The sequence below is a fragment of the Amycolatopsis eburnea genome (assembly GCF_003937945.1).
Taxonomy (GTDB): domain Bacteria; phylum Actinomycetota; class Actinomycetes; order Mycobacteriales; family Pseudonocardiaceae; genus Amycolatopsis; species Amycolatopsis eburnea.
Genome location: NZ_RSEC01000032.1, coordinates 145,694 through 168,132 on the forward strand (window position 1 = coordinate 145,694; position 22,439 = coordinate 168,132).

Annotated in this window: 24 protein-coding genes; 13 read left to right on the forward strand and 11 right to left on the reverse strand. The window is 70.5% G+C overall.

Translation table 11 applies throughout. The features are described 5' to 3' along the window. Window positions 1–267: 267 nt before the first annotated feature. The 3 genes from corA to EIY87_RS08330 all read left to right on the forward strand — a co-directional run bounded on the left by corA (window position 268) and on the right by EIY87_RS08330 (window position 3,014). Window positions 268–1,350, forward strand: coding sequence for a magnesium/cobalt transporter CorA (corA, locus tag EIY87_RS08320; protein ID WP_125307081.1), 1,083 nt, complete (start codon window positions 268–270; stop codon window positions 1,348–1,350). Between the two features lie 177 nt (window positions 1,351–1,527). After that, window positions 1,528–2,178: a metallophosphoesterase family protein gene (locus tag EIY87_RS08325; protein WP_125307082.1), complete on the forward strand. Its 651-nt coding sequence runs from the start codon at window positions 1,528–1,530 to the stop codon at window positions 2,176–2,178. Further along, the gene (locus EIY87_RS08330; RefSeq protein ID WP_086857204.1) at window positions 2,175–3,014 is read left to right on the forward strand and encodes a chromosome partitioning protein ParB; all 840 of its coding nucleotides are present in this window, start codon (window positions 2,175–2,177) and stop codon (window positions 3,012–3,014) included. The genes EIY87_RS08325 and EIY87_RS08330 overlap by 4 nt, the downstream gene beginning before the upstream one ends. A 99-nt stretch (window positions 3,015–3,113) precedes the next feature. On the opposite strand, the gene EIY87_RS08335 is transcribed toward EIY87_RS08330, so the two are convergent. Continuing rightward, window positions 3,114–3,854 carry a hypothetical protein gene (locus EIY87_RS08335; protein ID WP_125307083.1) on the reverse strand — a complete coding sequence of 247 codons (741 nt, stop codon included), beginning with the start codon at window positions 3,852–3,854 and terminating at the stop codon, window positions 3,114–3,116. After that, window positions 3,854–4,348 carry a SigE family RNA polymerase sigma factor gene (locus EIY87_RS08340; protein WP_225439777.1) on the reverse strand — a complete coding sequence of 165 codons (495 nt, stop codon included), beginning with the start codon at window positions 4,346–4,348 and terminating at the stop codon, window positions 3,854–3,856. The genes EIY87_RS08335 and EIY87_RS08340 overlap by 1 nt, the downstream gene beginning before the upstream one ends. 178 nt (window positions 4,349–4,526) lie before the next feature. On the opposite strand from EIY87_RS08340, the gene EIY87_RS08345 reads away from it, so the two are divergent. From EIY87_RS08345 to EIY87_RS08355, 3 genes are read left to right on the forward strand one after another with little or no spacing between them, the layout of a single operon-like run. Further along, the gene (locus tag EIY87_RS08345; protein ID WP_125307085.1) at window positions 4,527–5,354 is read left to right on the forward strand and encodes a CPBP family intramembrane glutamic endopeptidase; all 828 of its coding nucleotides are present in this window, start codon (window positions 4,527–4,529) and stop codon (window positions 5,352–5,354) included. After that, window positions 5,351–6,484, forward strand: coding sequence for a sensor histidine kinase (locus EIY87_RS08350; RefSeq protein ID WP_125307086.1), 1,134 nt, complete (start codon window positions 5,351–5,353; stop codon window positions 6,482–6,484). The genes EIY87_RS08345 and EIY87_RS08350 overlap by 4 nt, the downstream gene beginning before the upstream one ends. Beyond that, window positions 6,481–7,137, forward strand: coding sequence for a response regulator (locus EIY87_RS08355; protein ID WP_125307087.1), 657 nt, complete (start codon window positions 6,481–6,483; stop codon window positions 7,135–7,137). Before EIY87_RS08350 ends, EIY87_RS08355 begins: the two co-directional genes overlap by 4 nt. A gap of 44 nt (window positions 7,138–7,181) precedes the next feature. Here EIY87_RS08355 and EIY87_RS08360 read toward each other — a convergent pair whose 3' ends face one another. After that, on the reverse strand, window positions 7,182–8,681 hold the full coding sequence (locus EIY87_RS08360) for an MFS transporter (RefSeq protein WP_125307088.1): 1,500 nt from the start codon (window positions 8,679–8,681) through the stop codon (window positions 7,182–7,184). A 120-nt stretch (window positions 8,682–8,801) separates the two neighbouring features. On the opposite strand from EIY87_RS08360, the gene EIY87_RS08365 reads away from it, so the two are divergent. After that, window positions 8,802–9,467 carry a TetR/AcrR family transcriptional regulator gene (locus EIY87_RS08365; protein ID WP_125307089.1) on the forward strand — a complete coding sequence of 222 codons (666 nt, stop codon included), beginning with the start codon at window positions 8,802–8,804 and terminating at the stop codon, window positions 9,465–9,467. A 9-nt stretch (window positions 9,468–9,476) separates the two neighbouring features. On the opposite strand, the gene EIY87_RS08370 is transcribed toward EIY87_RS08365, so the two are convergent. Then, a complete protein-coding gene (locus EIY87_RS08370) occupies window positions 9,477–9,671 on the reverse strand; it encodes a PspC domain-containing protein (protein WP_125307090.1) in 195 nt (64 codons plus the stop codon). A 253-nt stretch (window positions 9,672–9,924) separates the two neighbouring features. Between EIY87_RS08370 and EIY87_RS08375 the strand changes: the two genes are divergently transcribed. Next, window positions 9,925–10,830, forward strand: coding sequence for a hypothetical protein (locus tag EIY87_RS08375; protein ID WP_225439779.1), 906 nt, complete (start codon window positions 9,925–9,927; stop codon window positions 10,828–10,830). Between the two features lie 54 nt (window positions 10,831–10,884). Here EIY87_RS08375 and EIY87_RS08380 read toward each other — a convergent pair whose 3' ends face one another. From EIY87_RS08380 to EIY87_RS08405, 6 genes are all read right to left on the reverse strand, one after another. Continuing rightward, the gene (locus tag EIY87_RS08380; RefSeq protein WP_125307091.1) at window positions 10,885–12,060 is read right to left on the reverse strand and encodes an ABC transporter ATP-binding protein; all 1,176 of its coding nucleotides are present in this window, start codon (window positions 12,058–12,060) and stop codon (window positions 10,885–10,887) included. Between the two features lie 4 nt (window positions 12,061–12,064). Further along, window positions 12,065–12,904 (reverse strand): carbohydrate ABC transporter permease, encoded by an 840-nt coding sequence (locus EIY87_RS08385; protein WP_086858878.1) that lies wholly within the window; start codon window positions 12,902–12,904, stop codon window positions 12,065–12,067. Then, the gene (locus EIY87_RS08390; protein WP_125307092.1) at window positions 12,904–13,866 is read right to left on the reverse strand and encodes a carbohydrate ABC transporter permease; all 963 of its coding nucleotides are present in this window, start codon (window positions 13,864–13,866) and stop codon (window positions 12,904–12,906) included. Before EIY87_RS08390 ends, EIY87_RS08385 begins: the two co-directional genes overlap by 1 nt. Further along, the gene (locus tag EIY87_RS08395; RefSeq protein WP_125307093.1) at window positions 13,863–15,185 is read right to left on the reverse strand and encodes an ABC transporter substrate-binding protein; all 1,323 of its coding nucleotides are present in this window, start codon (window positions 15,183–15,185) and stop codon (window positions 13,863–13,865) included. The genes EIY87_RS08390 and EIY87_RS08395 overlap by 4 nt, the downstream gene beginning before the upstream one ends. Window positions 15,186–15,440: 255 nt before the next feature. Further along, a complete protein-coding gene (locus EIY87_RS08400; protein WP_163046823.1) occupies window positions 15,441–15,956 on the reverse strand; it encodes a general stress protein in 516 nt (171 codons plus the stop codon). 529 nt (window positions 15,957–16,485) lie between these two features. Continuing rightward, window positions 16,486–17,682: an acyl-CoA dehydrogenase family protein gene (locus tag EIY87_RS08405; protein WP_125307094.1), complete on the reverse strand. Its 1,197-nt coding sequence runs from the start codon at window positions 17,680–17,682 to the stop codon at window positions 16,486–16,488. 131 nt (window positions 17,683–17,813) lie between these two features. Here EIY87_RS08405 and EIY87_RS08410 point away from each other — a divergent pair, with 131 nt between their 5' ends. Next, the gene (locus EIY87_RS08410) at window positions 17,814–18,176 is read left to right on the forward strand and encodes a DUF4190 domain-containing protein (RefSeq protein ID WP_125307095.1); all 363 of its coding nucleotides are present in this window, start codon (window positions 17,814–17,816) and stop codon (window positions 18,174–18,176) included. Between the two features lie 34 nt (window positions 18,177–18,210). After that, window positions 18,211–18,804, forward strand: a complete 594-nt coding sequence (locus EIY87_RS08415; RefSeq protein ID WP_125307096.1) for a DUF4190 domain-containing protein — start codon at window positions 18,211–18,213, stop codon at window positions 18,802–18,804. On the opposite strand, the gene EIY87_RS08420 is transcribed toward EIY87_RS08415, so the two are convergent. Then, window positions 18,801–19,652, reverse strand: a complete 852-nt coding sequence (locus EIY87_RS08420; protein ID WP_125307097.1) for a slipin family protein — start codon at window positions 19,650–19,652, stop codon at window positions 18,801–18,803. The genes EIY87_RS08415 and EIY87_RS08420 overlap by 4 nt on opposite strands. Window positions 19,653–19,745: 93 nt before the next feature. Here EIY87_RS08420 and EIY87_RS08425 point away from each other — a divergent pair, with 93 nt between their 5' ends. Genes EIY87_RS08425 through EIY87_RS08435 form a run of 3 tightly spaced genes read left to right on the forward strand, consistent with a single transcriptional unit; the run spans window position 19,746 to window position 22,438 of the window. Continuing rightward, window positions 19,746–20,657, forward strand: coding sequence for an aminoglycoside phosphotransferase family protein (locus tag EIY87_RS08425; protein WP_125307098.1), 912 nt, complete (start codon window positions 19,746–19,748; stop codon window positions 20,655–20,657). Window positions 20,658–20,667: 10 nt separating this feature from the next. Then, window positions 20,668–21,945, forward strand: coding sequence for a magnesium transporter MgtE N-terminal domain-containing protein (locus EIY87_RS08430; protein WP_125307099.1), 1,278 nt, complete (start codon window positions 20,668–20,670; stop codon window positions 21,943–21,945). Beyond that, window positions 21,938–22,438 (forward strand): DUF1003 domain-containing protein, encoded by a 501-nt coding sequence (locus EIY87_RS08435; protein WP_125307100.1) that lies wholly within the window; start codon window positions 21,938–21,940, stop codon window positions 22,436–22,438. Before EIY87_RS08430 ends, EIY87_RS08435 begins: the two co-directional genes overlap by 8 nt. Window position 22,439 lies beyond the last annotated feature (1 nt).

Here is a 22,439-nt window from a genome sequence, read left to right on the forward strand (position 1 = left end):
ACGCATCCGTAGTGAGGAGTACCCTCAACCATCGGTTCTCGCGCGTCAACGCGAGCCCCACCACTCTGCACCCGGCCCGAAGGAGGTGAGGAACCCCGATGAGCAGTGGCGATAGTCCGCTCCCTAGTAGTCCCAGCGTTCCCACCTCACGGGTCGTCTCCAGGTAGGCCTTTTCACCCCCTCGGGAACGCTGGTGTCGCCGGGCGGACGCGGTCCGCCCCTGGTCAGTCGTCTCGCACGACCAACGCACGACGCCCAGGAGATCCCATGCCTGCCATTCCCTCGCTCGGCGGCCTGCGCGGCCGCGGCAACAAGGGCGCCGTTCCCGTCCGCCCGGTCCCGGTGCCGCTGTCCGCGTACGTCGTGGACTGCGCGGTGTACGTCGCGGGCGAGCGCCTGCCCGGCCGCTGGACGCACACCGAAGCCATCAAAGAGGTCCGGAAGCGGCACGAGGGGTTCGTCTGGATCGGGCTGCACGAGCCCGACGCCGACCAGATCCAGGGCATCGCGGAGACGTTCGGGCTGCACGAGCTGGCGGTCGAGGACGCGCTGGAGGCGCACCAGCGGCCGAAGCTCGAGCGCTACGACGACACGCTGTTCCTCGTGGTGAAGACCGTCCGCTACGTCGAACACGAATCACCCACCACGGCGAACGAGATCGTCGAAACCGGCGAGCTGATGGTGTTCCTCGGCCGCGACTTCGTCATCACCGTGCGGCACGGGAACCACTCGGGCCTCGCGCGGCTGCGCCGAGAGCTGGACGAGGACCCCGAGCGCCTGCAGCTGGGCCCGGCCGCGGTCGTGCACGCGATCGCCGACCACGTCGTCGACCACTACCTCGACGTCACGGGCCGGATCGAGAACGACATCGACGTGATGGAGGCGCAGGTCTTCGCGCCCCGGTCGCAGATCAGCGCCGAGCAGATCTACCTGATGAAGCGGGAGGTCCTCGAGCTGCGGCGCGCGGTGATGCCGCTCGCGACGCCGGTGCAGCGCCTGGCCGAGGGCTACACGCGGCTGGTGCCGGACGACGTCCGCTCGTACTTCCGCGACGTCGCCGACCACCTCACGACCGTGTCCGAACGGGTGGCGGCGTTCGACGAGCTGCTGTCCACCCTGGTCGACGCGACGGTCGCGAAGATTTCGCTGCAGCAGAACACCGACATGCGCAAGATCACGTCGTGGGCGGCGATCATCACCGTGCCGACGATGATCGCCGGCATCTACGGGATGAACTTCGACTACCTGCCCGAGCTGCACTGGAAGTTCGGGTACCCGCTGGTGATCACCGTGATCCTCGGCATCTGCCTGTTGCTGTACCGAATATTCCGGAAGAACGGCTGGCTCTAGGTCCCCTTTCTTTCCACCGGATTCGGAGAATTCGTGATGCCTCGGATGCTGTCCAACCTCAAGTTCTGGGCGCTCGCGCTCAGCGTGCTGTGGATCGTCGTCATCACTTTCGTCATCGTCGCCGACCCGGGGTTCGCGCACGGGATGAAGTGAGGCTCGTCGTCGTACCCTGGGTGCGTGCCGAAAGCGCTGGTCGTCTCCGACGAGGTCGACGAGCGGCTGTGGACCGACGCGGTCCGCGCCGTCTCCGTCGACCTGGTCATCGGCGCCGGTGACCTCCCTTACGACTACCTCGCGTTCCTGGCCGGCGCGCTCGACGTGCCGTGCGTGTTCGTGCCCGGCAACCACGACCCCGACCTGAGCGGCTACACGCGCTACGGCGGGCTGTCCATGAAGGACGGCTTCCCGACGGTCTGGCCCGGCCCGGCGGGCGGCGTCAACGCGGACGGCCGCGTCGTCGACGTCGCCGGCCTGCGCTTCGCCGGGCTGGGCGGCTCGATCCGCTACAACGACGGGCCGAACCAGTGGACGCAGCGCCAGCAGGCGCGCCGGGCCCGCGGCCTGGTGCGGCGCGCGAAGTGGCGGCGGCGCCGGGACGGCCGCGACGTCGACATCCTGCTGACGCACTCGCCGCCGCTGGACCTCGGCGACCGGGCAGACCCGCCGCACCGCGGGTTCGCCTGCCTGCACCGGACGATCGACGCGCTGCGGCCGAAGTGGCTGCTGCACGGGCACATCCACCCCCACGGGGAGCCGGTGCCCGACCGGGTGGTCGGCGGCACCCGGATCCGCAACGTGGTGGGCCACCGGATCATGGAGTTCTCATGAAGGAGACGGGGTTCCCCCGCGCCGACGCGGAAAACGACTTCCTCCGCGCGCGCCGCGGCCAGGTGCTTTCACGGCTCTCGACGTGGCTGCGCCGCGAGCCGGACGACGTCAACATCATGCTGCCGTTCCACGAAGTCGTGGAGGCACTCGGCTACCTCGGCGAGCACCGGATCGGGCTGCGGGTGATCAAGCTGGACTCGATCGTCGGCACGGTCGACCGCAGCCGCGACTTCGACCGCCGCTTCCGCCCGACGTCGGCCCGCGTCCGCGAACGCTGGGAACGCCTGGCGCTGGCCGCCCGCCGCGGCGAGGAGATCCCGCCGATCGAGGTCTACCGCGTCGGCGAGCTGCACTTCATCATCGACGGCCACCACCGGGTTTCGGTCGCGATCGCGCAGGGACTGTCCACAATAGAAGCGGCGGTGACGGTGGTCCGGACCAAACTGGACCCGAGCGGCATCCGCCACCGCGGCGACCTGATCGTCAAGGACTACCGCCGCCTGTTCCTGGAGCGGGTGCCGCTGACGGGCCACGCCCGGGCGTCGGTGATCGTGTCGGACCCGTGGGACTACGCGCGGCTGGGCGAGCACGTGGAGGCGTGGGGCTTCCGGCTGATGCAGGACGAAGGCAAGTTCTGCGACCGCGCGAGCGTGGCCCAGCGGTGGTTCGACGAGGAGTTCGGCCCGGTGGTCGCGATGCTGCGGCAGGCGGGGCTGATCGGCGACCGGACGGACGCGGAGGCGTACATGTGGGTGGCGGCGGAGCGGTACCGCCTGATCCGGACCCACCGCTGGGACGACGAGGTCATCGAGACGCTGCGGTCCCGGCGGCACTAGCAGCGCCCCAATGTGGCCTTCGGTGCGTCTGACGCACCGAAGGCCGCCTTGGGTGCGTCAGACGCAACCAAGGCCACATTGGGGCGCTTGGGGCCGGTGTCAGAACTCCAGCCTCGGGGTCAGGGCCAGCAGCCGCACCTGCGCCGCCGTCAACGTCGGTTCCGGCCGCTGTCCCGGCAACCGCACCCCCGACTGCTGCAGCACCCCGCTGTTGTTCGACCAGAACTGCACGAGAGAACCCCTGCCGGACAACGTCACCCGGTGGGTCACGACGTCGCCGGCCCGCAACGTCGACAGCGTCAACAGCCCCGCCGACGTCTGCTCCGAGCGGCACGAAACCTCCCCCACCTCACCGCACGGCGGCCCGCCCGCGTTGCCCGGCAGCATCAGCACGTACACCGCCCCCGACCCTGCCGCGTCCGTCACCCGGACCCCCAGGTGGAACAACGCCTCCCGCGGCGCGTCCCCGGCCGGGTCGGCGATCAGGTGGAACGGGTCCGCCGGCGGGGTCTCGCCCGGGATCGTCAGGCGCGTGATCCGCGCGTCCGCGGGCAGCAGCGCGCGAACCGCGCGACCCACCACGCAGCTCAGGCGGTCGACCAGCGCCTCGCGGGTGTCCGACGCCGTGGGGCACGGGACGTCCGCCACCTGACCCCGGTGCGGCAGCACCACCACCGCCAGCGCCAGCGCGAGGACGGCCACGGCCAGCGCCGCCGCGCCCGTCAGCAAGTGACGACGGCGAGAAGCCCGCGCCGCCGCAAGGACCGTGTCGCCCGACAGGCCGAGCGGGGGCTCGCCTTCGGTCACGTACGCCGCCAGCAGAGTCCGGACCTCTTCCATCACCACTCCTCGCTCGTCGGCGCCGGCAGGACCGCGCGCAGGGCTTCGACCCCGCGGGCCGTCTGGGACTTGACCGTGCCTTCGGCCACGCGCAGCAGCGACGCCACCTCGGCCACCGGGAGGTCCTCCAGGAACCGCAGCACGACCATCGCGCGCTGCCTCGGCGTCAGCCCGGCCAGCGCGCGCTCGACGTCGAGGCGCAGCGGGGTGTCGCGGCCCGGCGGCGACGCCGCTTCGGGTGGCGACGACGTCACGTACTCGCGGCCCGACTTCCGCCGTCCGGCCAGGAAGAGGTTCAGCAGGACGCGGCGCGCGTAGGCGTCGGCCGTGTCCGGCCGCACCCGGCGCCAGCGGCGGTACAGCTGGACGAACATCGCCTGCACGAGGTCCTCCGCGCCGTGCCAGTCGCCGCACAGGGCGAACGCCACCCGGCGGAACCGCTGGACCCGCGCGGCGAAGTATTCGCTGAAATCGAGGTCTCTCGACGCCCCCACCCGGCCTCCTTCGCCCGTCCTCATTCCTACTAGCCCGCGAGGGGCCGGAAAGGTTCAAGCGTCCCCCGTGCGAGCTACGCGCGAATGTCCACCGCGCGGGGACGATTCCGGGCCGCCGGATCCCTAGCGTTCACCGCAGTCGCGGCACGTCGGCCGCGGGATCGGCGAAGGAGTTCTGATGAGGCTGCTCTGGCAGTTGCTGGCCGTCGCGGCGGTCGCGTTCCTCGGCAACCTGGTCACCAACGCGGTGGCGGGAAACCCGTGGCTGACGCTGGTCGTCGGCGCGGTGACCGCCGTCCTCGCGGGCCTGGCCTACCGGTGGGTGGTGCGGCGGACCGAGCAGCGCCCGGTGACCGAGCTGGCGCGGCCGTCGACCGGGCTGGCGTGGGGGACGCTCGCCGGGATCGCGCTCTTCGCGGCCGTCATCGCGAACATCGCGCTGCTCGGGGACTACGAAATCCGCGGCTGGGGCACGGTCACGGGCGCGGTCGGGCTGCTCGGCTTCATGGCCGCCGCCGCGGCGACGGAGGAACTGCTCTTCCGCGGGGTGCTGTTCCGGATCATCGAGGAGCGCACCGGCACCTGGATCGCCCTCGTGCTGACCGCGGTGCTGTTCGGTTCTTCGCACCTGTTCAACGAGCACGCGACGCTGTGGGGCGCCCTCGCCATCGCGATCGAGGCCGGCGGCCTGCTGACCTCGGCGTACATCGCCACCCGCAAGCTCTGGCTGCCGATGGGCGTGCACTTCGGCTGGAACTTCGCCGCGGCAGGCCTGTTCGGCACGGAGGTTTCGGGCAACGGCACCCCGCAGGGCCTGCTGGACGCCGTGACGTCGGGCCCGGTCGCCGTCACCGGTGGCGCGTTCGGCCCGGAAGGCAGCCTCTACTCGCTGCTGTTCTGCCTCCTCGGAACGGGCGCGTTCCTGTGGCTGGCCCACCGCCGCGGCACCCTGGTGCCCCGTCGGCGCGCCGAGCGGGTCGACGCCGTCACTACACTTTCCCGGTGATCGAGCGGGCTCTGGCGCGGTGGCGCCGGTTCGACGTCGCCGTCCGGGACACGCCGCTCGCGGTGCTGTTCCTGGCGGCGGCGTTCCTGCCGGTGGTCCAGAACCACGGCACGCAGCTCGGCGGCCTCCCGCAACGCCCCTTCGACGCGCTGGCCTTCGTGGCCGTCGGGTTCGAATGCCTCCCGCTCGCCCTCCGGCGGCGGTGGCCCGGGCTGTGCGTGACGCTGGTGTCGCTCGGATTCGCCCTCGACCAGCTCCGCGGCTACCACTCGGTCTCGGGCGCGGCGCTGGCCGTCGCGCTGATGAGCGCGGGCGCCCACCTGGGAGCGCGAAGGCGGATCACCGCGTTGCTGCTCTCCGTGGCCTACACCGCGCTGGCGATCGTCCTCTTCCGGCTCGGCACGGACCCGGTCGAAGAGTACGTCACGTTCTTCCTGCTGCTGGTGTTCGCGTGGGGCCTCGGCGCGTGGCTGCGCGCCACCCGCACCGCCGAGGCCGAACGCCGCCGCCGCGTCGCCGAGGACACCCGCGCGGCCGAACGCGCGCGCATCGCCCGCGAACTGCACGACGTCGTCACCCACCACGTGACGGCGATGGTCGTGCAGGCCGAAGCGGCCCGGTACCTGACCGCCGCGCCGGAGCGCCTCGGCGAGTCGCTGACCGCGATCACCGGCACCGGCCGCCGGGCCATCGCCGACCTGCGGCACCTGCTGGACCTGCTCAACCCCGACCACGGTCCCGGGATCGCGCCGCCGCCGGGCGGGCTCCGCGCGCTCGTGGACCACGCGATCGAGGCCGGGCAGCCGGTGGAGTTCGCCGAGGAGGGCACGCCGTCCGAGGCCGCCGGCAGTGCCGACCTCGTGGCCTACCGCGTCGTGCAGGAAGCTTTGACGAACGCCCTCAAGCACGCCCGCGGCTGCCGCACCTCGGTGCGGGTGCGCCACGGTGAACAGGAGATCGAAGTGGCGGTCGGCACGGAAGGGCCGGGCAGCGCCTCGCCCGGCGGGAGCGGGCGCGGCCTGGCCGGGCTCCGCGAACGGGTCGGCGTCCTGGGCGGCGACTTCAGCGCGGGCCCGCACGGCGCCGCGTTCGTCGTGCGCGCCCGGATCCCCACCGGGGCCCGGGCGTGACCGCGCCGATCCGCGTCCTGGTGTGCGACGACCAGATGCTGATCCGCACCGGGCTGGTGACGATCATCGGCGCGCAGCCGGACTTCGAGGTGGCGGGCGAGTGCGGCGACGGGAAGACCGCCGTCGAGCTCGCCGGCCGGCTGCGCCCGGACGTCGTGGTGATGGACGTGCGCATGCCGGTGCTCGACGGCATCGAAGCCACCCGGCTGCTGGCCGGGCCCGGTGTCGCGCACCCGGTCAAGGTGCTCGTGCTGACGACGTTCAACCTCGACGAGTACGTCTACGAGGCCCTGCGCGCGGGTGCCAGCGGGTTCCTGCTCAAGGACGCGCCGCCGGAGCACCTGCTGCACGGCATCCGGACCGTCGCCACCGGCGCGGCGCTGCTCGACCCGGAGGTGACGCGCCGGCTCGTGGGACGGCACGCCGCCCGGATCCGGCCCGCCGGCACCGCGCCCGAGCACCCCCTGACCCCGCGCGAGCTGGAAGTCCTCCGCCTGATCGCGGACGGCCTCTCGAACGCCGAAATCGCCGCGAAGCTGTTCATCAGCCCGGAAACCGTGAAGACGTTCGTCTCGCGGATCCTCACCAAGCTCGACCTCCGCGACCGCGTGCAGGCGGTCGTCTACGCCTACCGCCACGGCCTGGTCACCTGACGCGCCGCCGGCGCGGGCCCCCCGAAGGCCCGCGCCGGCGGGTCTCACATGTGGACGGCGCCGGGAGCGGCTTCGCCCTTCGGGACGCCGGGGCGCAGCAGCAGGCCGCTGAGCACCGCGCCGGCCGCGAAGATCACGGCGGCCCAGGTGAACGCCGTCGTGTAACTCTCGATCGCCGCCTCGGCCGCCAGCTGCGGGGTCGGGACCTTGCCCGCGAGGTACGCCGTGGCCGCGTTGCCGGCCAGCGTCGACAGCAGCGCCGTGCCGATCGAGCCGCCGACCTGCTGCATGGTGTTGACCGCGGCCGACGCGACACCGGCGTCGTGCGCCTCGACCCCGAAGGTCGCGACGCTCATCGCCGGCGCCATCGCCAGGCCGATGCCGAAGCCCATCACCAGGAGCGGGCCGAGGACGCCGGAGGTGTAGGTGCTGTCGAGGCCGATGCCGCTCAGCCAGAACAGGCCGACGGCGGCGATCGCCATGCCGGTCGGGACCAGCGGCCGCGGGCCGAAGCGCGGCAGCAGCACGGCCGTCGCGGTGGTGGCGGACAACATCAGGGTGGCGACCATCGGCAGGAAGCCGACGCCGCTCTCGATCGGCGTGAACTTCAGGTTCTGCTGCACGTAGAACGTCAGGAACAGGAAGATCGCGAACATGCCGATGGCGAGCAGGAACATCGCCAGGTACGAGCCGCCGCGGTTGCGGTCGAGCAGCACGCGCAGCGGGAGCAGCGGGTGCGAGACGCGCTGCTGCAGCCACACGAACGCGCCCAGCAGCACCACGCCGGCGGCGAGGAAGCCCCACACCGAGACCGCCGACCACGAGTCCGACTCCGCGTTCGCGAAGCCGTAGACCAGGGCGAACAGACCGGCGGACGCGGTGATCGTGCCGGGCAGGTCGAGCTTGGGGCGCGGGCCCTCGGACTCCTGGCGGCGCAGCAGGAACGAGCCGCCGACGAAGGCCACGACGGCGAAGATGATGTTGACGAACATGCACCAGCGCCAGTCGAGGTACTCGGTCAGCACGCCGCCGAGCAGCAGGCCGATCGCCGCGCCGCCACCGCCGATGGCGCCGAAGACGCCGAACGCGCGGCCGCGCTCCTTCGGGTCGGTGAACGTCGTGGTCAGCAGCGAAAGCGCGGCCGGCGCGAGCAGCGCGCCGAACACGCCCTGTGCGGCGCGCGCGATCAGCAGCATCTCGATGTTGGCGGCCGCGCCCCCGAGCGCGGACACCGCGGCGAAGCCGGCGAGGCCGACCAGGAACGCGTTCTTGCGGCCGAAGAGGTCCGCGAGCCGCCCGCCGAGCAGCAGCAGGCTGCCGAACGCGAGCGCGTACGCGGTGACGACCCATTGGCGCGCGTCGTTGGAGAACCCGAGGTCGACCTGGGCGGACGGCAGCGCGATGTTCACGACGGTCGCGTCCAGCACGACCATCAGCTGCGCGATGCCGATCATCACCAGGATCAGCCATCTCCGGCTGTGGTGGGGGTTCCCGTCGGCGCGCGCGTCCCCCGGCGGCGCGACGGCGAGGGTGGATTCGGACATGGGTGTCCCCTCACTGGGAGTGATCAGGAAGCTATGTGGAGTAGGTATCTCCCCTTACGCGACCCAAGGTACACACAAACCGGAGAGGGCGCCTCTACTTGACGCGTTAGACTGGCCGGTATGGCACGGGACGCTGGTCCCGCCGCACCGGCGCGGCCGCTGCGGCGTGACGCTGAACTCAACCGCCGTCGCATCCTGGCGTCGGCCCGCGTGGTGTTCGGCCAGCGCGGGCTCGAAGCCACGCTGGACGACATCGCCCACCACGCCGGCCTCGGTGTCGGCACGGTCTACCGCCGGTTCCCCAGCAAGGAACACCTGGTCGAGGCCATGTTCGCCGAACGCATGGAGGAAATCGGCGATCTCGCCGAAGAAGCGCTGAAGGCCGAAGACGCGTGGCAGGCGTTCGTGGACTTCACCTGGAAGTCGATCGAGCTTCACTCGGGCGACCGCGGCCTGCGCGAGATCATGCTGTCCAACAAGTTCGGCCACGAGCACGTCGCCGAAGAGAAAGCCCGCATGGTGCCGTTGATCACACGGCTCGTCGAGCGGGCCCAGGAGGCGGGCGGCCTGCGCGCCGACTTCTCCCCCACGGACATCCCGCTGCTGCACATGATGATCGGCTCGGCGATCGAGTTCACGTCGGCGGTGGAGCCGGACCTGTGGCGCCGCTGCCTCGCGATGCTGCTCGACGGCCTGCGCGCCGAGCCGGGGAAGCCGTCGAAGCTGCCCCGGCCGCCGCTCGGGGTGGACGAGGTGGACGAGGCGATGTCCTGCTGGCGCCCCTGAGGGCTTCGGTCACTCGGACGGGATGACCACCCACAGGACCAGGTAGGCCACGAACTGCGGTCCGGGCAGCAGGCAGGACAGCACCGCCAGCAACCGGACCGTGCCGGGCTTCATGCCCCAGCGCTGGGCCAGGCCCGCGCAGACGCCGCCGAGCATGCGGCCGTGGCGGGGGCGGGACAGGCGGCGGGTGACCGGTGCGCTCATCGTCGTTTCCTTTTCCTCGAAGTTCCGATGAACCCACTTCACCACCGCGCCACCCGCCGCCGCATCGCTCGCGGGAAGGACAGCTCCCTTAGGGGACGGTAAAGCCGAAAAACATTCGTAAGCCCGGGAAAACCCGGTCGCCCGCCGGCGAATCCGCCTGAACTGCGGGTTTGCCGCCGGTGGTGCCGAAAATACTGAGAGATGTCCCCGTCAGGGCTGGTTTTTCCGGCCGATGTGGTGATACTTGCACCCCGTGTACCCGCGTTCGAAAAGCTTGGCCGTCGCGATGTTCTGCGCCCTGCTCACCGCGGCGTGCTCGACGACGCGGGCGGCGGCGCCCGACCAGTCCGGCCCGACGCCGCTGACGGCGTCCGCCGCGCTCGGGGACTTCGGCACGGTCGACTACTGCAGCCTCCTCAACGTCGCCGCGGTCGCGCCCGGCGCGGTCGCCGTGCCGACGTTCGAGTCCTGCCAGGCCGCGCGCGGCGCGCAGACGATCCGGCTCGGGCCGCTGGCGTTCGACTCCGACCCGAACATCAAGCCCTACGACTACCCCGGCCCGGTGCCCGACGGCGTGGCGGTCCAGCAGTCGATGTTCAACGACCGCAGCGCGTGCACCCGCGCGATCACCTTCGCCGACGGCAACCGGATCGACCTGACGGTCACCGACACCGGCACCGACCAGGCCGCGCGCTGCGGCGTCGCGGACGCCACCGTCGGCTCGGCGCTGACCGCCATCACCGCGGGCAAGGTCGGCAGGCTGACGTTCCCGGACCGCTCGTGGGGCCGGGTCGCGCCGTGCGTGCTGCTCGACAGCCACGACCTCGACGCCGCCGCCGGCCCGGGCAGCCGGCCGACGACCGGCCTGTCCGGGCACACCTGCATCCGCGGCAAGGTCAGCCTCGCGCTGACGGTGGAGACGACGCCGCCGTCCGCCCCGCCCGAGAAACTCGGCGGCCGCGACGCCCACGTCCGGCCGGCCGGCGCGTTCTGCCTGGTCGACACCACCCAGCCGGCCCCCGGCCTGCCGGGCCGCCGCGAGCTGGCGGAGATCAGCGTGGTGGAAACGGCGGGCACGGCCAACGACGCCACCTGCGCCCTGGCCCGCACCGCGGCGACGTCGATCTTCCCCCGCCTCCCCACGCCCGGAAAGCCGTGAAGGCCTCCTTACCGGCTTTTATGCCCGGTAAGGAGGCCTTCACGGACTTGCGGCTCAGTCCTCGTAGGTGAGGTTCTTGCCGTTCGAGGGGTCGAACAGCTTGATCTTGTCCGCGTCGTACCAGACCTCGAGGTCCGCGTTCTCCGTCGCCGCCGACTCGGCCGACAGGCGGGCCACGATCTGGGACTCCGCGCCCGGGACGTCGGACGAGCCGCTGTCCGCGGCCAGTTCCGCCAGTTCCTCGGACGTCGCCGTTTCGCCCTCCACCGTGAAGTGGGCGAACTTCTCCGAACCCATCGACTCGAGCACGTCGATGTGCGCGGTGAACGTCCCCCCGCCGCTCTTGTCGGCGACCAGGGCGGCGTCCTCGAAGTGCTCCGGCCTGATACCGACGATCAGCTCGCGCGGGGCGTCGGCCCGCTCCACCAGCCGGCGGACGCGGTCGGTCAACGACGTCGTGCCCAGCGCGCTGCGCAGCTCGTTGTTCTCCAGCGTCGCCGGGACGAAGTTCATCGACGGCGAGCCGATGAACCCGGCCACGAACAGGTTCGCCGGGTTGTCGTAGAGGAACTGCGGCGAGCCGATCTGCTGCACGTACCCGGCCCGCAGCACCACGACCCGGTCGCCCAGGGTCATGGCCTCGGTCTGGTCGTGCGTCACGTACAGCGTCGTGGTGCCGAGCTGCTTCTGGATCTTCGACACCGACGTCCGCATCTGGCCGCGCAGCTTGGCGTCCAGGTTGGACAGCGGCTCGTCCATCAGGAACGCCTTGGGGCTGCGGACGATCGCCCGGCCCATCGCGACGCGCTGGCGCTGGCCACCGGAGAGGTTGGCCGGCTTGCGGTCCAGGTGCGCGGTCAGGTCGAGGATCGTCGCCGCCTCTTCGACCTTCGCCCGCACCGTCTTGTCGTCCACTTTGGCCAGCCGCAGCGGGAAGGCCATGTTCTCCCGGACGCTCATGTGCGGGTAGAGCGCGTAGGACTGGAACACCATCGCGATGTCCCGGTCCTTCGGGGCCTTCTCGTTGACGCGCTTGCCGTCGATGCGCAGCTCGCCGGAGGAGATGTCCTCCAGGCCCGCCACCATGTTCAGCGTCGTCGACTTCCCGCAGCCGGACGGGCCGACCAGGATGATGAACTCGCCGTCGGCGATGGTGATGTCCACTTCGGACACGGCGAGGGCGCCGTCGGGGTACTTCTTCGACACCTTGTCGAGCACGATCTCTGCCATAGCGCTACCCCTTCACCGCACCGGACGTCAGCCCCGCCACGATGCGACGCTGGAAGAACAACACGAACACAATGATCGGGATGGTGATCACGACCGCGGCCGCGCTCACCTGCCCGGTCGGGTCCTCGAACTGCGAGGACCCGGTGAAGAACGACAGCGCGGCCGGCACCGTGCGCGACGCCGTGGTCGACGTCAGCGAGATGGCGAACAGGAAATCGTTCCAGCAGAAGATGAACACCAGGATCGCGGTGGTGAACACGCCCGGCGCGGCCAGCGGCGCGATCACCTTCCGGAAGGCCTGTGCCGGCGTCGCGCCGTCCATCTTGGCCGCTTTTTCCAGCTCCCACGGGATTTCCCGGAAGAACGCCGACAGCGTGTAGATCGACAGCGGCAGCGCGAACGTGATGTAGGGCAGGATCAGCCCCGGCCACGTGTCGAACAGCGCCAGGTTCCGCTCGATGTTGAACAGCGGCGTCACCAGCGACACCTGCGGGAACATCGCGATCAGCAGCGAAAGCCCGACCAGCAGCTGCTTGCCGGGGAACTCCAGCCGCGCGATCGCGTACGCGGCCATCGTGCCCAGCACCACCGCGATCACCGTCGAGATGATCGCGATGCCGATGGAGTTGACCAGCGCCAGCAGGAACTCCGAGGTCTGGAAGATGTCCGCGTAGTTCTGCCAGGTCCACGACCGCGGGATGAAGTTCCCGTCGGTCAGCGTGTCCTTGGTCTTGAACGACAGCGAAACCACCCAGAGCACCGGCACCAGCGCGAACACCAGCACGAGGATGTCGACCAGGCCCCACCTGACTTTGCGGCCCGTCGTGACGGTTCCCATCACCATCAGCGCTTACCCCCGTCGTCCGAACCCGGTGCGGCCGTGCCGAACACCTTGATGAAGATGAAGGCGATGATCGCCACGGTGAGGAAGATCAGCACCGCCATCGTCGACCCGATCCCGAGGTTGAGCCCCTTGACCAGGTTGTTGTAGGTCTGCATGGAGACCGATCCGGTGTCCTGCGCGCCCGAGGTGAGCACGTAGATGTTGTCGAAGATGCGGAACGCGTCCAGCGTGCGGAACAGCAGCGCCACCAGGATCGCCGGCTTCATCACCGGCAGCATCACCTTGGTGAACCGCTGCCACGCGCTCGCGCCGTCCATCGCCGCGGCCTTGAGCAGGTCGTCCGGCACCAGCGCCAGGCCCGCCATCAGCAGCAGCGCCATGAACGGCGTGGTCTTCCACACCTCGGCGCCGATGATGATGAACAGCGACGGCCACTGCTGGGTGAGCGGTGCCGCGTCGGCGGCCAGCCAGTTCGCCAGGTAGCCGGTCTTCGGCGTCCACGCGTAGTACCACGAGAACGCCGCGACGACCGTGACGATGCCGTACGGGATCAGCGCGACCGTGCGCACCAGCCCGCGCCCGACGAGCGTCCGGTGCATCACCAGCGCCAGCGCCATGCCGAGGACGAACTCGATCGCCACCGACACCACGGTGAGGAACATCGTGGTGCCGAACGCGGTCCACCAGTACGAATTGGACAGCACGGCCCCGTAGTTGTCGAAGCCGACGAACTCCTGCTGCGCCGGGAACCGGAGGTCGTAGCGCTGCAGCGAAAGCCAGATCGAGTAGAGGATCGGGTAGCCGGTGACCGCGATCATCACGATGAACGCGGGCGCGCACAGCCAGAGCCCGAGCCGCCGTTCGGCCTTCTTCCCTTCGGAGAGCGCGGGTTTGCCCTTCTTGTGGGACACGGGTTCCGGGGCGGCGGTGGCCCCCGCCGCGGTCGGGTCCTGGACGGTCACGGGATCACTCCCTTCGACTGGAGCGCGTCGTTGAGCTGCTCGCGAAGCTTGTCCGCGGTGGCCTTCGGGTCGATTTCCCCGGGCGGCGAAAGGACTTTCGACATCACGGTCGACATGTTCTGGTACGCCGGGGTCAGCGGCCGCACCGCCGAGTCCTTGATGGCGTCGATGATCGAGTCGCGCATCGGGTACTTCAGCGCCATGTTCGGGTTGTCGGCGCTCGCCGGCTTCGACGGGTCGAGCGGCGTGTCGTTGTGGTACACCGATTCGATGGTCGGCGGGACGCCGTCGTTGATCGCCGAGAACTTCTGGTTCTCCGCGTTGCGCAGGCACAGCGCCGCCTCGAACGCCTCGGGTTTGTGCGCCGACAGCGAGCTGACGGCCAGGTCGTAGCCACCGATCGTGGTCTTGGCCGGCGTGCCGGCCTTCGCCTCGGGGTAGACGGCCCACTTCATGTGCGAGACGTCCTGCGGCTTGTCCTTGGCGTAGGAGGCGTAGACGAACGGCCAGTTGAGCTCGAACGCGGCGTCACCGCGCTGGAACGCCTGCCGGACGTCATCCTCCTTCGAGTTGGTCAGCGACGGGTCGGTGATCCCCGACGACGCGACCTCCTTGAGCAGGGCCAGCGCCTGCACGGCGCCGTCGTCCATGACGACCGACTTGCCGTCGTCGGAGACGATGTGCCCGCCCATCGAGTTGACCAGCGTGTTGTAGAAGACGACGAGGCCTTCGTACTGCGCGCCGGTGAAGACGATGCTGTACGGCTTGCCCTGCGCCTTCAGCTCCTTCGACTTCGCGATCATCTCCTGCCACGTCTTCGGCGGCGCCGGCGTGATCCGGTCGTCGTACCAGAGCAGCTGGACGTTGGTGTTCTTCGTGGCCGCGTAGAGCTTCCCGTCGTAGGTCGCCGTTTCCAGCGGCCCCTCCAGGACGCCCTGCGTCGCTTCGGCCTTGTTCTGGTCCTTCCACTCCTCGATCCACCCGGCTTCGGCGAACTCCGAAACCCAGGTCACGTCGAGGCCGAGGACGTCCATCGCGTCGTCACCCGCGGCGAGCCGCCGCGCCATCTGCAGGCGCTGGTCGTCCGCACCGCGCTGCAGCTTGTTGTAAACGATCTCGTAGCGCCCGCCCGCCGCCTGGTTGCAGTTGTCGACGACTTTCTGGAAGCTGTCTTCGGGCGCGTAGTAGACGTTGATCTTCAGCCCACCGCCCGATCCGCAACCGGCCAGCAGACCGGTCACCAGTGCCCCTGCCCCCAGCAGGACCGCGGCACGGCCGGGCGAGCGCCCCCGTTCGCCCGCGCCGATCCTCTTCCCCATAAGGCCTCCTCACCCGCGTGCACGCCGGTTACCGCGGTACCCGGTGGGCACCGCGACGCGATGAGGCGAACCGCGCCAGCACCCCGACGTGCTAGTGCTCGGGCCGCCGCGCTGATTGGGCGAGGCCGCCCGACTGGTGTCGGACAACTTATGCCGGGCGATCACACCCCGCAAGCAGTATCGGTAACGATTCAGCCCACCGCGCGCCGAATCGTGATTTTTCGCTGGTAAGAGCGCGGTTTTAGGGGTTCCGGTTCAGGGGTTCGGCTTGAGCGCGAGCTTGGCGAGCAATTCGCGCCCCTGTTCGGCGGAACGCGGCTGGCACAGGACGTCGTACCGGCCGGCGACGAGCTGGCTCGCCGACGAGAAGTCCCGCCGCCCCCGCGACATGCTGTACCCGATGGCCGCGAACATCAGCCCGGACAGCACGCCGAGCACCAGCCCGGTGAGCAGCTGCAGCGCGAAGCCCTGGTTGACGAACAGCCCGAGCAGCAGCCCCGCGAACAGCCCGAACCACGCACCGGACACGGCGCCGGTCCCGAGCACGCGCCCCCACGACAGCTTCCCGATGACGCGTTCGACGAGCATCAGGTCGACGCCGACGATGGTGACGTCGGAGACGGAGAACTCGCTGTCGGCGAGGAAGTCGACGGCCTGCTGCGCCTCGCCGTAGGTCGCGTACGACCCGATCGGCCAGCCGGTCGGCGGGGTCGGCAGCCGTGGCAGGTTGCCGGGCGCCCGGTTCCCGCCGAAGGGACTACTCACCATCATCACCTGCGCACTCGTGGGTCTCGGGCGTCCATCTTGTCAAGAACACCCGGACGGTGCGAGCCGCTTACCCCGAAAGGCCGGGCGCGGGGCTTCACCTCGTGAAGCGGCGGCCGGCGACGCTGACCGAGCAGGAGATCACCAGACCTCCCCCGCCCCTCGTCCTCGCCGCTCTTCAGCCGGCGGCTGAACACTCCGCGAGGAGGGGCGGGGGATGTCGGGCCCTCTTCGGGCGGAAAAGATGTCCTCGCCGGACGGGCAGGCTCTGGGATGACCTTGGCTTTCGCTGTTCCGTCACCTTGTGGACGTGGTCGCTGGGTGGTCATCCCGTCGCCTGATCGAGGCCTATCACTTTGAGCCGGGCCCGCAAGCTTGCGTAGTTCTCTCGCGTTGGTCTGTGTGTTGCGGGCCCGGCTCAAAGTGATTTGACGGCCTCAGGCGACGGGATGACCACCCAGCCCTTTTCATGCCCGTGGTCCATTTGTCGACACGGCGACAATCGTGCCCCGTAGCTTTCACGTGAAAGCTACGGTCAGCTCCGGGACTTGTACTCCCGCAGGAGGCCGCGGCTGATGATCGTCTTCTGGATCTCGCTCGTGCCCTCGCCGATCAGCAGGAACGGCGCTTCGCGCATCAGGCGCTCGATCTCGTACTCCTTCGAGTACCCGTAGCCGCCGTGGATGCGGAACGCGTCCTGCGTGACCTCCGCGCAGTACTCCGAAGCGATCAGCTTGGCCATGCCGGCTTCGACGTCGTTGCGCTCGCCCGAATCCTTCAACCGGGCCGCGTTCACCATCATCAGGTGGGCCGCTTCGACCTTCGTCGCCATCTCGGCCAGCTTGAACGCCACCGCCTGGTGCTCGGCGATCGCCTTGCCGAACGTCTTGCGCTGCTGGGCGTACTCCACCGCCAGCTCGAACGCGCGGATCGCGATGCCGCACGCCCGGGCCGCGACGTTCACGCGGCCGACCTCGACACCGTCCATCATGTACGCGAAGCCCTTGCCCGGGGCCTCACCGAGGACCATGTCCGCGCCGATCTTGTAGCCGTCGAAGACCGCTTCGGTCGTGTCGACGCCCTTGTAGCCCATCTTGTCGATCTTGCCGGGGATGGTCAGGCCCGGTGCCACCTCGCCGAAGCCCTCCGGCTTCTCCACGAGGAACGTCGTGAGGTTCTGGTGGGCCTTCTCGGCGCCTTCGTCCGTCTTGACGAGCAGCGCGATCAGGTTGGACGAGCCGCCGTTCGTCAGCCACATCTTCGAGCCGTCGATGACGTAGCCGTCGCCGTCCCTGCGCGCGCGGGTCTTGATCGCGGCGACGTCCGAGCCGAGGTCGGGCTCCGACATCGAGAACGAGCCGCGGACTTCGCCGGTGGCCATGCGCGGCAGGAAGTGCTGCTTCTGCGCCTCCGTGCCGTGGCGGGAGATCATGTGCGCCACGATGAAGTGGGTGTTGATCACGCCGGACACGCTCATCCAGCCCCGCGCGATCTCCTCGACGACCAGCGCGTACGTCAGCAGCGACTCGCCGAGCCCGCCGTACTCCTCCGGGATGGTGATCCCGAACAGGCCCATCTCCTTCATGCCCTCGACGATGTCCGCCGGGTAGGTGTCGGAGTGCTCGAGCTCCTGCGCGTGCGGGATGACCTCCTTGTCCACGAACTGGCGGACGGTGGCGAGGATCTCCGACTGCACGTCGGTGAGGCCGGCGGTCTGGGCGAGACGGGCCATCACGGCTCCCTTTCCGGAATACGACGCCGCTCCCGGCGCTGGGTTACCGGTGAGTATGACCCGAAAACCCGGACCCTGCTATGAGGGCGCTCACGATTCCCGCCGTAGAGTGCGGCGCGGAGGGGAGCACCATGACGTATCCGCAGGACCCGAACAACCCGTACGGCCAGCAGCAGTACGGCTACCAGCAGCCCGGCTACCCGCAGTACCCCGGCTACCCGGGCTACGCCGGCGGGCCGCGGCAGCCCCAGGAAGGCTCCGGCCTCGCGGTCGGGTCGCTGGTCTGCTCGGTCCTCGGGCTCGTGCTGTGCTTCGCCGTCGGCATCGCCGGCATCATCATGGGGCACATCGCCTACGGCAAGGCCAAGCGCGGCGTCGCCGACGGCCAGGGCCTCGCGCTGGCGGGGATCATCATCGGCTACTGCGCGGTCGCGCTGAACATCGGGCTGCTCGCCCTCTTCCTCGGCATCGGCGCGATCGGCGCCTGGAGCTAGCCTTGGCTTCCCGCACGCACCGAGGGGACCCGTCATGACCGACCCGTCCGGGGACAAGGACCGTCCGGCCACCGACCCGACCGCGGCCTACGACCCGCCACCGCCCGCGGACCCGCCGTCCTACGAGCCGGCGACGTACGACCCGCCCGGGGGCGACGCCACGCTCGCCGACACCACGGTCGCGGACACGCCGGTGGCTCCCGAGCCGCCCGAGCCGCTGCCGCCCGGCTCGTTCGAAACGCCGGCCGCGCACATCCCCGGCACGCCCTACGCCGCCCCCGGCCAGCCGGTGTACACGCCGCCCGCCTACCCGCAGCAGCCGTACGCGCAGTACCCGTCGTACGTGACGCCGCCGCAGTACGCGCCGTACGGGAACGTCGCCCGCGGGCAGGACAACGCGCTGGCGATCGGCGCGCTGGTCTGCTCGATCCTCGGCTTCTGCTCCGGCGTCACGGCGATCGCCGGGCTGGTCATGGGCCACATCGCGCTGAGCAAGTCGAACCGCGGCGAAGCGGGCGGCCGCGGCCTGGCCACGGCCGCCGTGATCGTCGGCTACGTCGTCGTCGCGCTGTGGGTCGGGTTCTTCACCACGTTGATCGTGCTGAGCGCGAACGGGCAGCTCACCTAGTCCGGCAGGACCGCGTCGCCCGGGCTGCGCGGTGCCGGGGTCGCGTGGCCGTTGACCTCCGGCTTGGCCTCGGCCGGCGGTTCCGGCGGCGCGGGCTTCGGGGTCTGGGCGTCCAGGAACCGCAGCAGCTCCACCGGGAACGGCAGCACCAGCGTCGAGTTCTTCTCCGACGACACCTGCACGACGGTCTCCAGCAGCCGCAGCTGCAGCGCCGAAGGGGTGTCGGCCATCGTCGCCGCGGCCTGCGCGAGCTTGTGCGACGCCTGCAGCTCGCCGTCGGCGGAGATGACGCGCGCGCGTCGTTCCCGCTCCGCCTCGGCCTGGCGCGACATCGACCGCTTCATCGCCTCCGGCAGCGCGACGTCCTTGATCTCGACGCGGTCGATGTGGATGCCCCAGTCCAGCGCGGGGCTGTCGATCATCAGCTCCAGGCCCTCGTTGAGCCGCTCGCGGTTGGAGAGCAGGTCGTCGAGGTCGCTCTTGCCGATGATCGAGCGCAGCGACGTCTGCGCGACCTGGCCGACCGCCGACCGGTAGTCCTGGACGTTGACCGCCGCGACGATCGGGTCGATGACCTTGAAGTAGACGACGGCGTCGACCCGGACGGTGACGTTGTCGCGGGTGATGCCGTCCTGGGCCGGGATCGGCATGGTGACGATCTGCATGTTGACCTTCTGGATGCGGTCCGCGAACGGCACCAGCACCGCCAGCCCCGGTTCCCGCACCTTCGCCCGCACCCGGCCGAACCGGAAGACGAGCCCGCGTTCGTACTGCTTCACGACGCGCACGCTGGCCGCGAGCCAGGCTCCGCCCGCGACGACGACCGCGCTGAGGACCTCCACCACCATGGCTGCTCCCCGGGGTTGCGTTTTCCCCTGAAAACCCAGCGTACGCCCGCCGCGCCGACGACGAAACGCGGTGGACGGGACCGCCAGACTGGGGTGGTGAACGATCTCCGCGTCCCGCCGCTGTTCGCCGCTCGCGCGCCCCGGGTGCTCGGCCCCGAGGCCGTCCCGTGGCTGGCGGCCTTGCCCGGCCTCGCCGCCGGGTACGCGCGGAAGTGGGGGCTGACGTTCGAGGGCGAGGCGATGCACGGCTACGTCGGCGTGGCGCAGCCCGCGCGCCTGCCCGACGGGACGCCGGTGGTGCTGAAGCTCGGCTGGCGCGACGAAGAGTCGGCCGACGAGCCGCTCGCACTGTCCACATGGGCCGGTCGGGGTGCGGTGCTGCTGCTGGAGTCCGCGCCCGAGGACGGCGTCCTGCTGCTCGAACGGCTCGACCCGGACCGGACCCTCGACGACCTCCCGCTGCGCGAAGCGATCCCGCTCATCGGCGGCCTCGCGCGCCGGCTCGCCGTGCCCGCGCCGTCGTCGATGCGGCGGCGGCTGCGCGCCGAAGCCGAGCGCCTCGCCGAGGAACTCCCCCGCCGGTGGGCCGAGCTGGGCGAGCCGTTCGAGAAGCGGCTGGTCGACGACGCCGTCGCGATCTGCCGCGAGCTGGGCCCGGACGCGGGTGAGCTGCTGGTGAACGAGGACCTGCACTTCGAGAACGTCCTCGCGGGCACGCGCGAGCCGTGGCTGGTGATCGACCCCAAGCCGCTGGCGGGCGACCTCGAGTGGGGTGTCATCCCGTTGTTCTGGAACCGCTTCACCGAGTCCACACTGGACGAACGGTTCGCGCTGATCGTCGCCTCGCACGAGCTGGACGCCTCGAAGGCGCGGGCGTGGACGCTCGTGCGCGCGGTGCAGAACTGGATCTGGATGATCGAGGAGCTCGCCGGGACCGGCGAGGACAGCGACGACCCGGCCTTCGTCACAGTGGCGGAAATCGCTCCCTGGGCAGCCAGCCGATAGTGTCAGCGCCATGGCCTCGGTCAACAGGGTTTTCGCAGCTCAGCTGTCCGGCTTGCCGGTGTTCGGCCCGGATGGCGAGTCGATCGGGCGGGTCCGCGACCTGGTGGCCGGGCTGCGGCTGGACGCGCAGCCGCCGCGGATCCTCGGCCTGGTCGTCGAGCTGAGCACGCGGCGGCGCGTCTTCGTGCCGATGCTGCGGGTCACCGGGATCGAGCCGACCGCCGTGACGCTCGCCACCGGCTCGGTCAACATGCGCCAGTTCGTCCAGCGGCCCAACGAGGTGCTGGTGCTCGGCCAGCTGCTCGACGCGCACGCCACGCTGACCGCGTCCGGCACCCGGATCACCGTCGTCGACGCCGGGATGGAGCCGACCCGCACCCGCGACTGGGTGCTGGCCAAGCTGGCCATCCGGGAACGGCGGGGCGGGCTGGGCCGCCGCCGCTCGACGATGCAGGTGCTGCCGTGGCCGGAGGTCTCCGGGCTGGGACTGGCCGACCTCGGCGCGCAGCCCCAGGGCGCCGGCCAGCTGCTCATGCTGTTCGACACCATGCGACCGGCCGACATTGCCGCGACCGTGCGCGACCTGCCGCTCAAGCGGCGCCACGAGGTCGCCGACGCGATGGACGACGAGCGCCTCGCCGACGTCATCGAAGAGCTGCCGGACGACGACCAGAAGGAGCTGCTGGCCTACCTGGCCGAGGAGCGCGCCGCCGACGTCCTGGAGGCGATGAACCCGGACGACGCGGCCGACCTGCTGGCCGAGCTGGCCCCGGCCGACCAGAGCCGGCTGCTGGAGCTGATGGAGCCGGAGGAGTCCGCGCCGGTCAAGCGGCTGCTGAAGTACTCGTCGGACACCGCGGGCGGCCTGATGACGCCGGAGCCGGTGGTGCTCACGCCGGACACGACGATCGCGGAGGCGCTGGCCCACATCCGCAACCCCGAGCTGCCCCCGGCGCTGGCCAGCATGGTGTTCGTCTGCCGGCCGCCGACCGCGACGCCGACCGGGCGCTACGTCGGCGTCGTCCACTTCCAGCGCCTGCTGCGCGAGCCGCCGGCGGAACTGGTGGCCAGCGCCGTCGACACCGGGCTGCCGCCGCTGAAACCGGGCGCGTCGCTGGCCGAGGTCACGCGGTACTTCGCGGCGTACAACCTGACCTGCGGGCCGGTCGTCGACACCGACGACCACCTGATCGGCGCGGTGACCGTCGACGACGTCCTCGACCACCTGCTGCCCGAGGACTGGCGCGAGACCGGGCTGCACGACACCTTGGAGGAACACCGTGCCTGAGCTGACTCCGGGACGGCGGCTCGACCAGCCCCGCGGCCAGAACCGGTTCAGGCTGAACATCGACCCCGATTCGTTCGGCCGGTTCACCGAGCGGGTCGCGCGGTTCCTCGGCACCGGGAAGTACCTGTTCTGGCAGACGCTCATCGTGATCGTCTGGATCGTGCTGAACCTGGCCGCGGTGTCGCTGCAGTGGGACCCGTACCCGTTCATCCTGCTCAACCTGGCGTTTTCGACCCAGGCGGCGTACGCGGCGCCGCTGATCCTGCTCGCGCAGAACCGCCAGGACGACCGCGACCGCGTCTCCCTCGAGGAGGACCGGAACCGGGCGACCCAGACGAAAGCCGACACGGAGTACCTGGCCCGCGAGCTGGCGGCGCTGCGGCTGGCGATCGGCGAAGTCGCGACGCGCGACTACCTCCGCAGCGAGCTGGACCGGCTGCGGGAAGACCTGGACGTAAAGCCCAAGAAGTCCCGGACGCCTACCGGTACGTAAC

Excerpts from the sequence above, each read along its gene's own strand:
- EIY87_RS08370 (WP_125307090.1), bottom strand. The coding sequence starts at position 9,671 with ATGAGCGCACCGGTCACCCGCCGCCTGTCCCGCCCCCGCCACGGCCGC.
- EIY87_RS08330 (WP_086857204.1), top strand. The coding sequence starts at position 2,175 with ATGAAGGAGACGGGGTTCCCCCGCGCCGACGCGGAAAACGACTTCCTC.
- EIY87_RS08385 (WP_086858878.1), bottom strand. The coding sequence starts at position 12,904 with ATGGTGATGGGAACCGTCACGACGGGCCGCAAAGTCAGGTGGGGCCTG.
- EIY87_RS08410 (WP_125307095.1), top strand. The coding sequence starts at position 17,814 with ATGACGTATCCGCAGGACCCGAACAACCCGTACGGCCAGCAGCAGTAC.
- EIY87_RS08380 (WP_125307091.1), bottom strand. The coding sequence starts at position 12,060 with ATGGCAGAGATCGTGCTCGACAAGGTGTCGAAGAAGTACCCCGACGGC.
- corA (WP_125307081.1), top strand. The coding sequence starts at position 268 with ATGCCTGCCATTCCCTCGCTCGGCGGCCTGCGCGGCCGCGGCAACAAG.
- EIY87_RS08415 (WP_125307096.1), top strand. The coding sequence starts at position 18,211 with ATGACCGACCCGTCCGGGGACAAGGACCGTCCGGCCACCGACCCGACC.
- EIY87_RS08335 (WP_125307083.1), bottom strand. The coding sequence starts at position 3,854 with ATGGAAGAGGTCCGGACTCTGCTGGCGGCGTACGTGACCGAAGGCGAG.
- EIY87_RS08395 (WP_125307093.1), bottom strand. The coding sequence starts at position 15,185 with ATGGGGAAGAGGATCGGCGCGGGCGAACGGGGGCGCTCGCCCGGCCGT.
- EIY87_RS08405 (WP_125307094.1), bottom strand. The coding sequence starts at position 17,682 with ATGGCCCGTCTCGCCCAGACCGCCGGCCTCACCGACGTGCAGTCGGAG.
- EIY87_RS08345 (WP_125307085.1), top strand. The coding sequence starts at position 4,527 with ATGAGGCTGCTCTGGCAGTTGCTGGCCGTCGCGGCGGTCGCGTTCCTC.
- EIY87_RS08420 (WP_125307097.1), bottom strand. The coding sequence starts at position 19,652 with ATGGTGGTGGAGGTCCTCAGCGCGGTCGTCGTCGCGGGCGGAGCCTGG.
- EIY87_RS08430 (WP_125307099.1), top strand. The coding sequence starts at position 20,668 with ATGGCCTCGGTCAACAGGGTTTTCGCAGCTCAGCTGTCCGGCTTGCCG.
- EIY87_RS08360 (WP_125307088.1), bottom strand. The coding sequence starts at position 8,681 with ATGTCCGAATCCACCCTCGCCGTCGCGCCGCCGGGGGACGCGCGCGCC.
- EIY87_RS08400 (WP_163046823.1), bottom strand. The coding sequence starts at position 15,956 with ATGATGGTGAGTAGTCCCTTCGGCGGGAACCGGGCGCCCGGCAACCTG.
- EIY87_RS08365 (WP_125307089.1), top strand. The coding sequence starts at position 8,802 with ATGGCACGGGACGCTGGTCCCGCCGCACCGGCGCGGCCGCTGCGGCGT.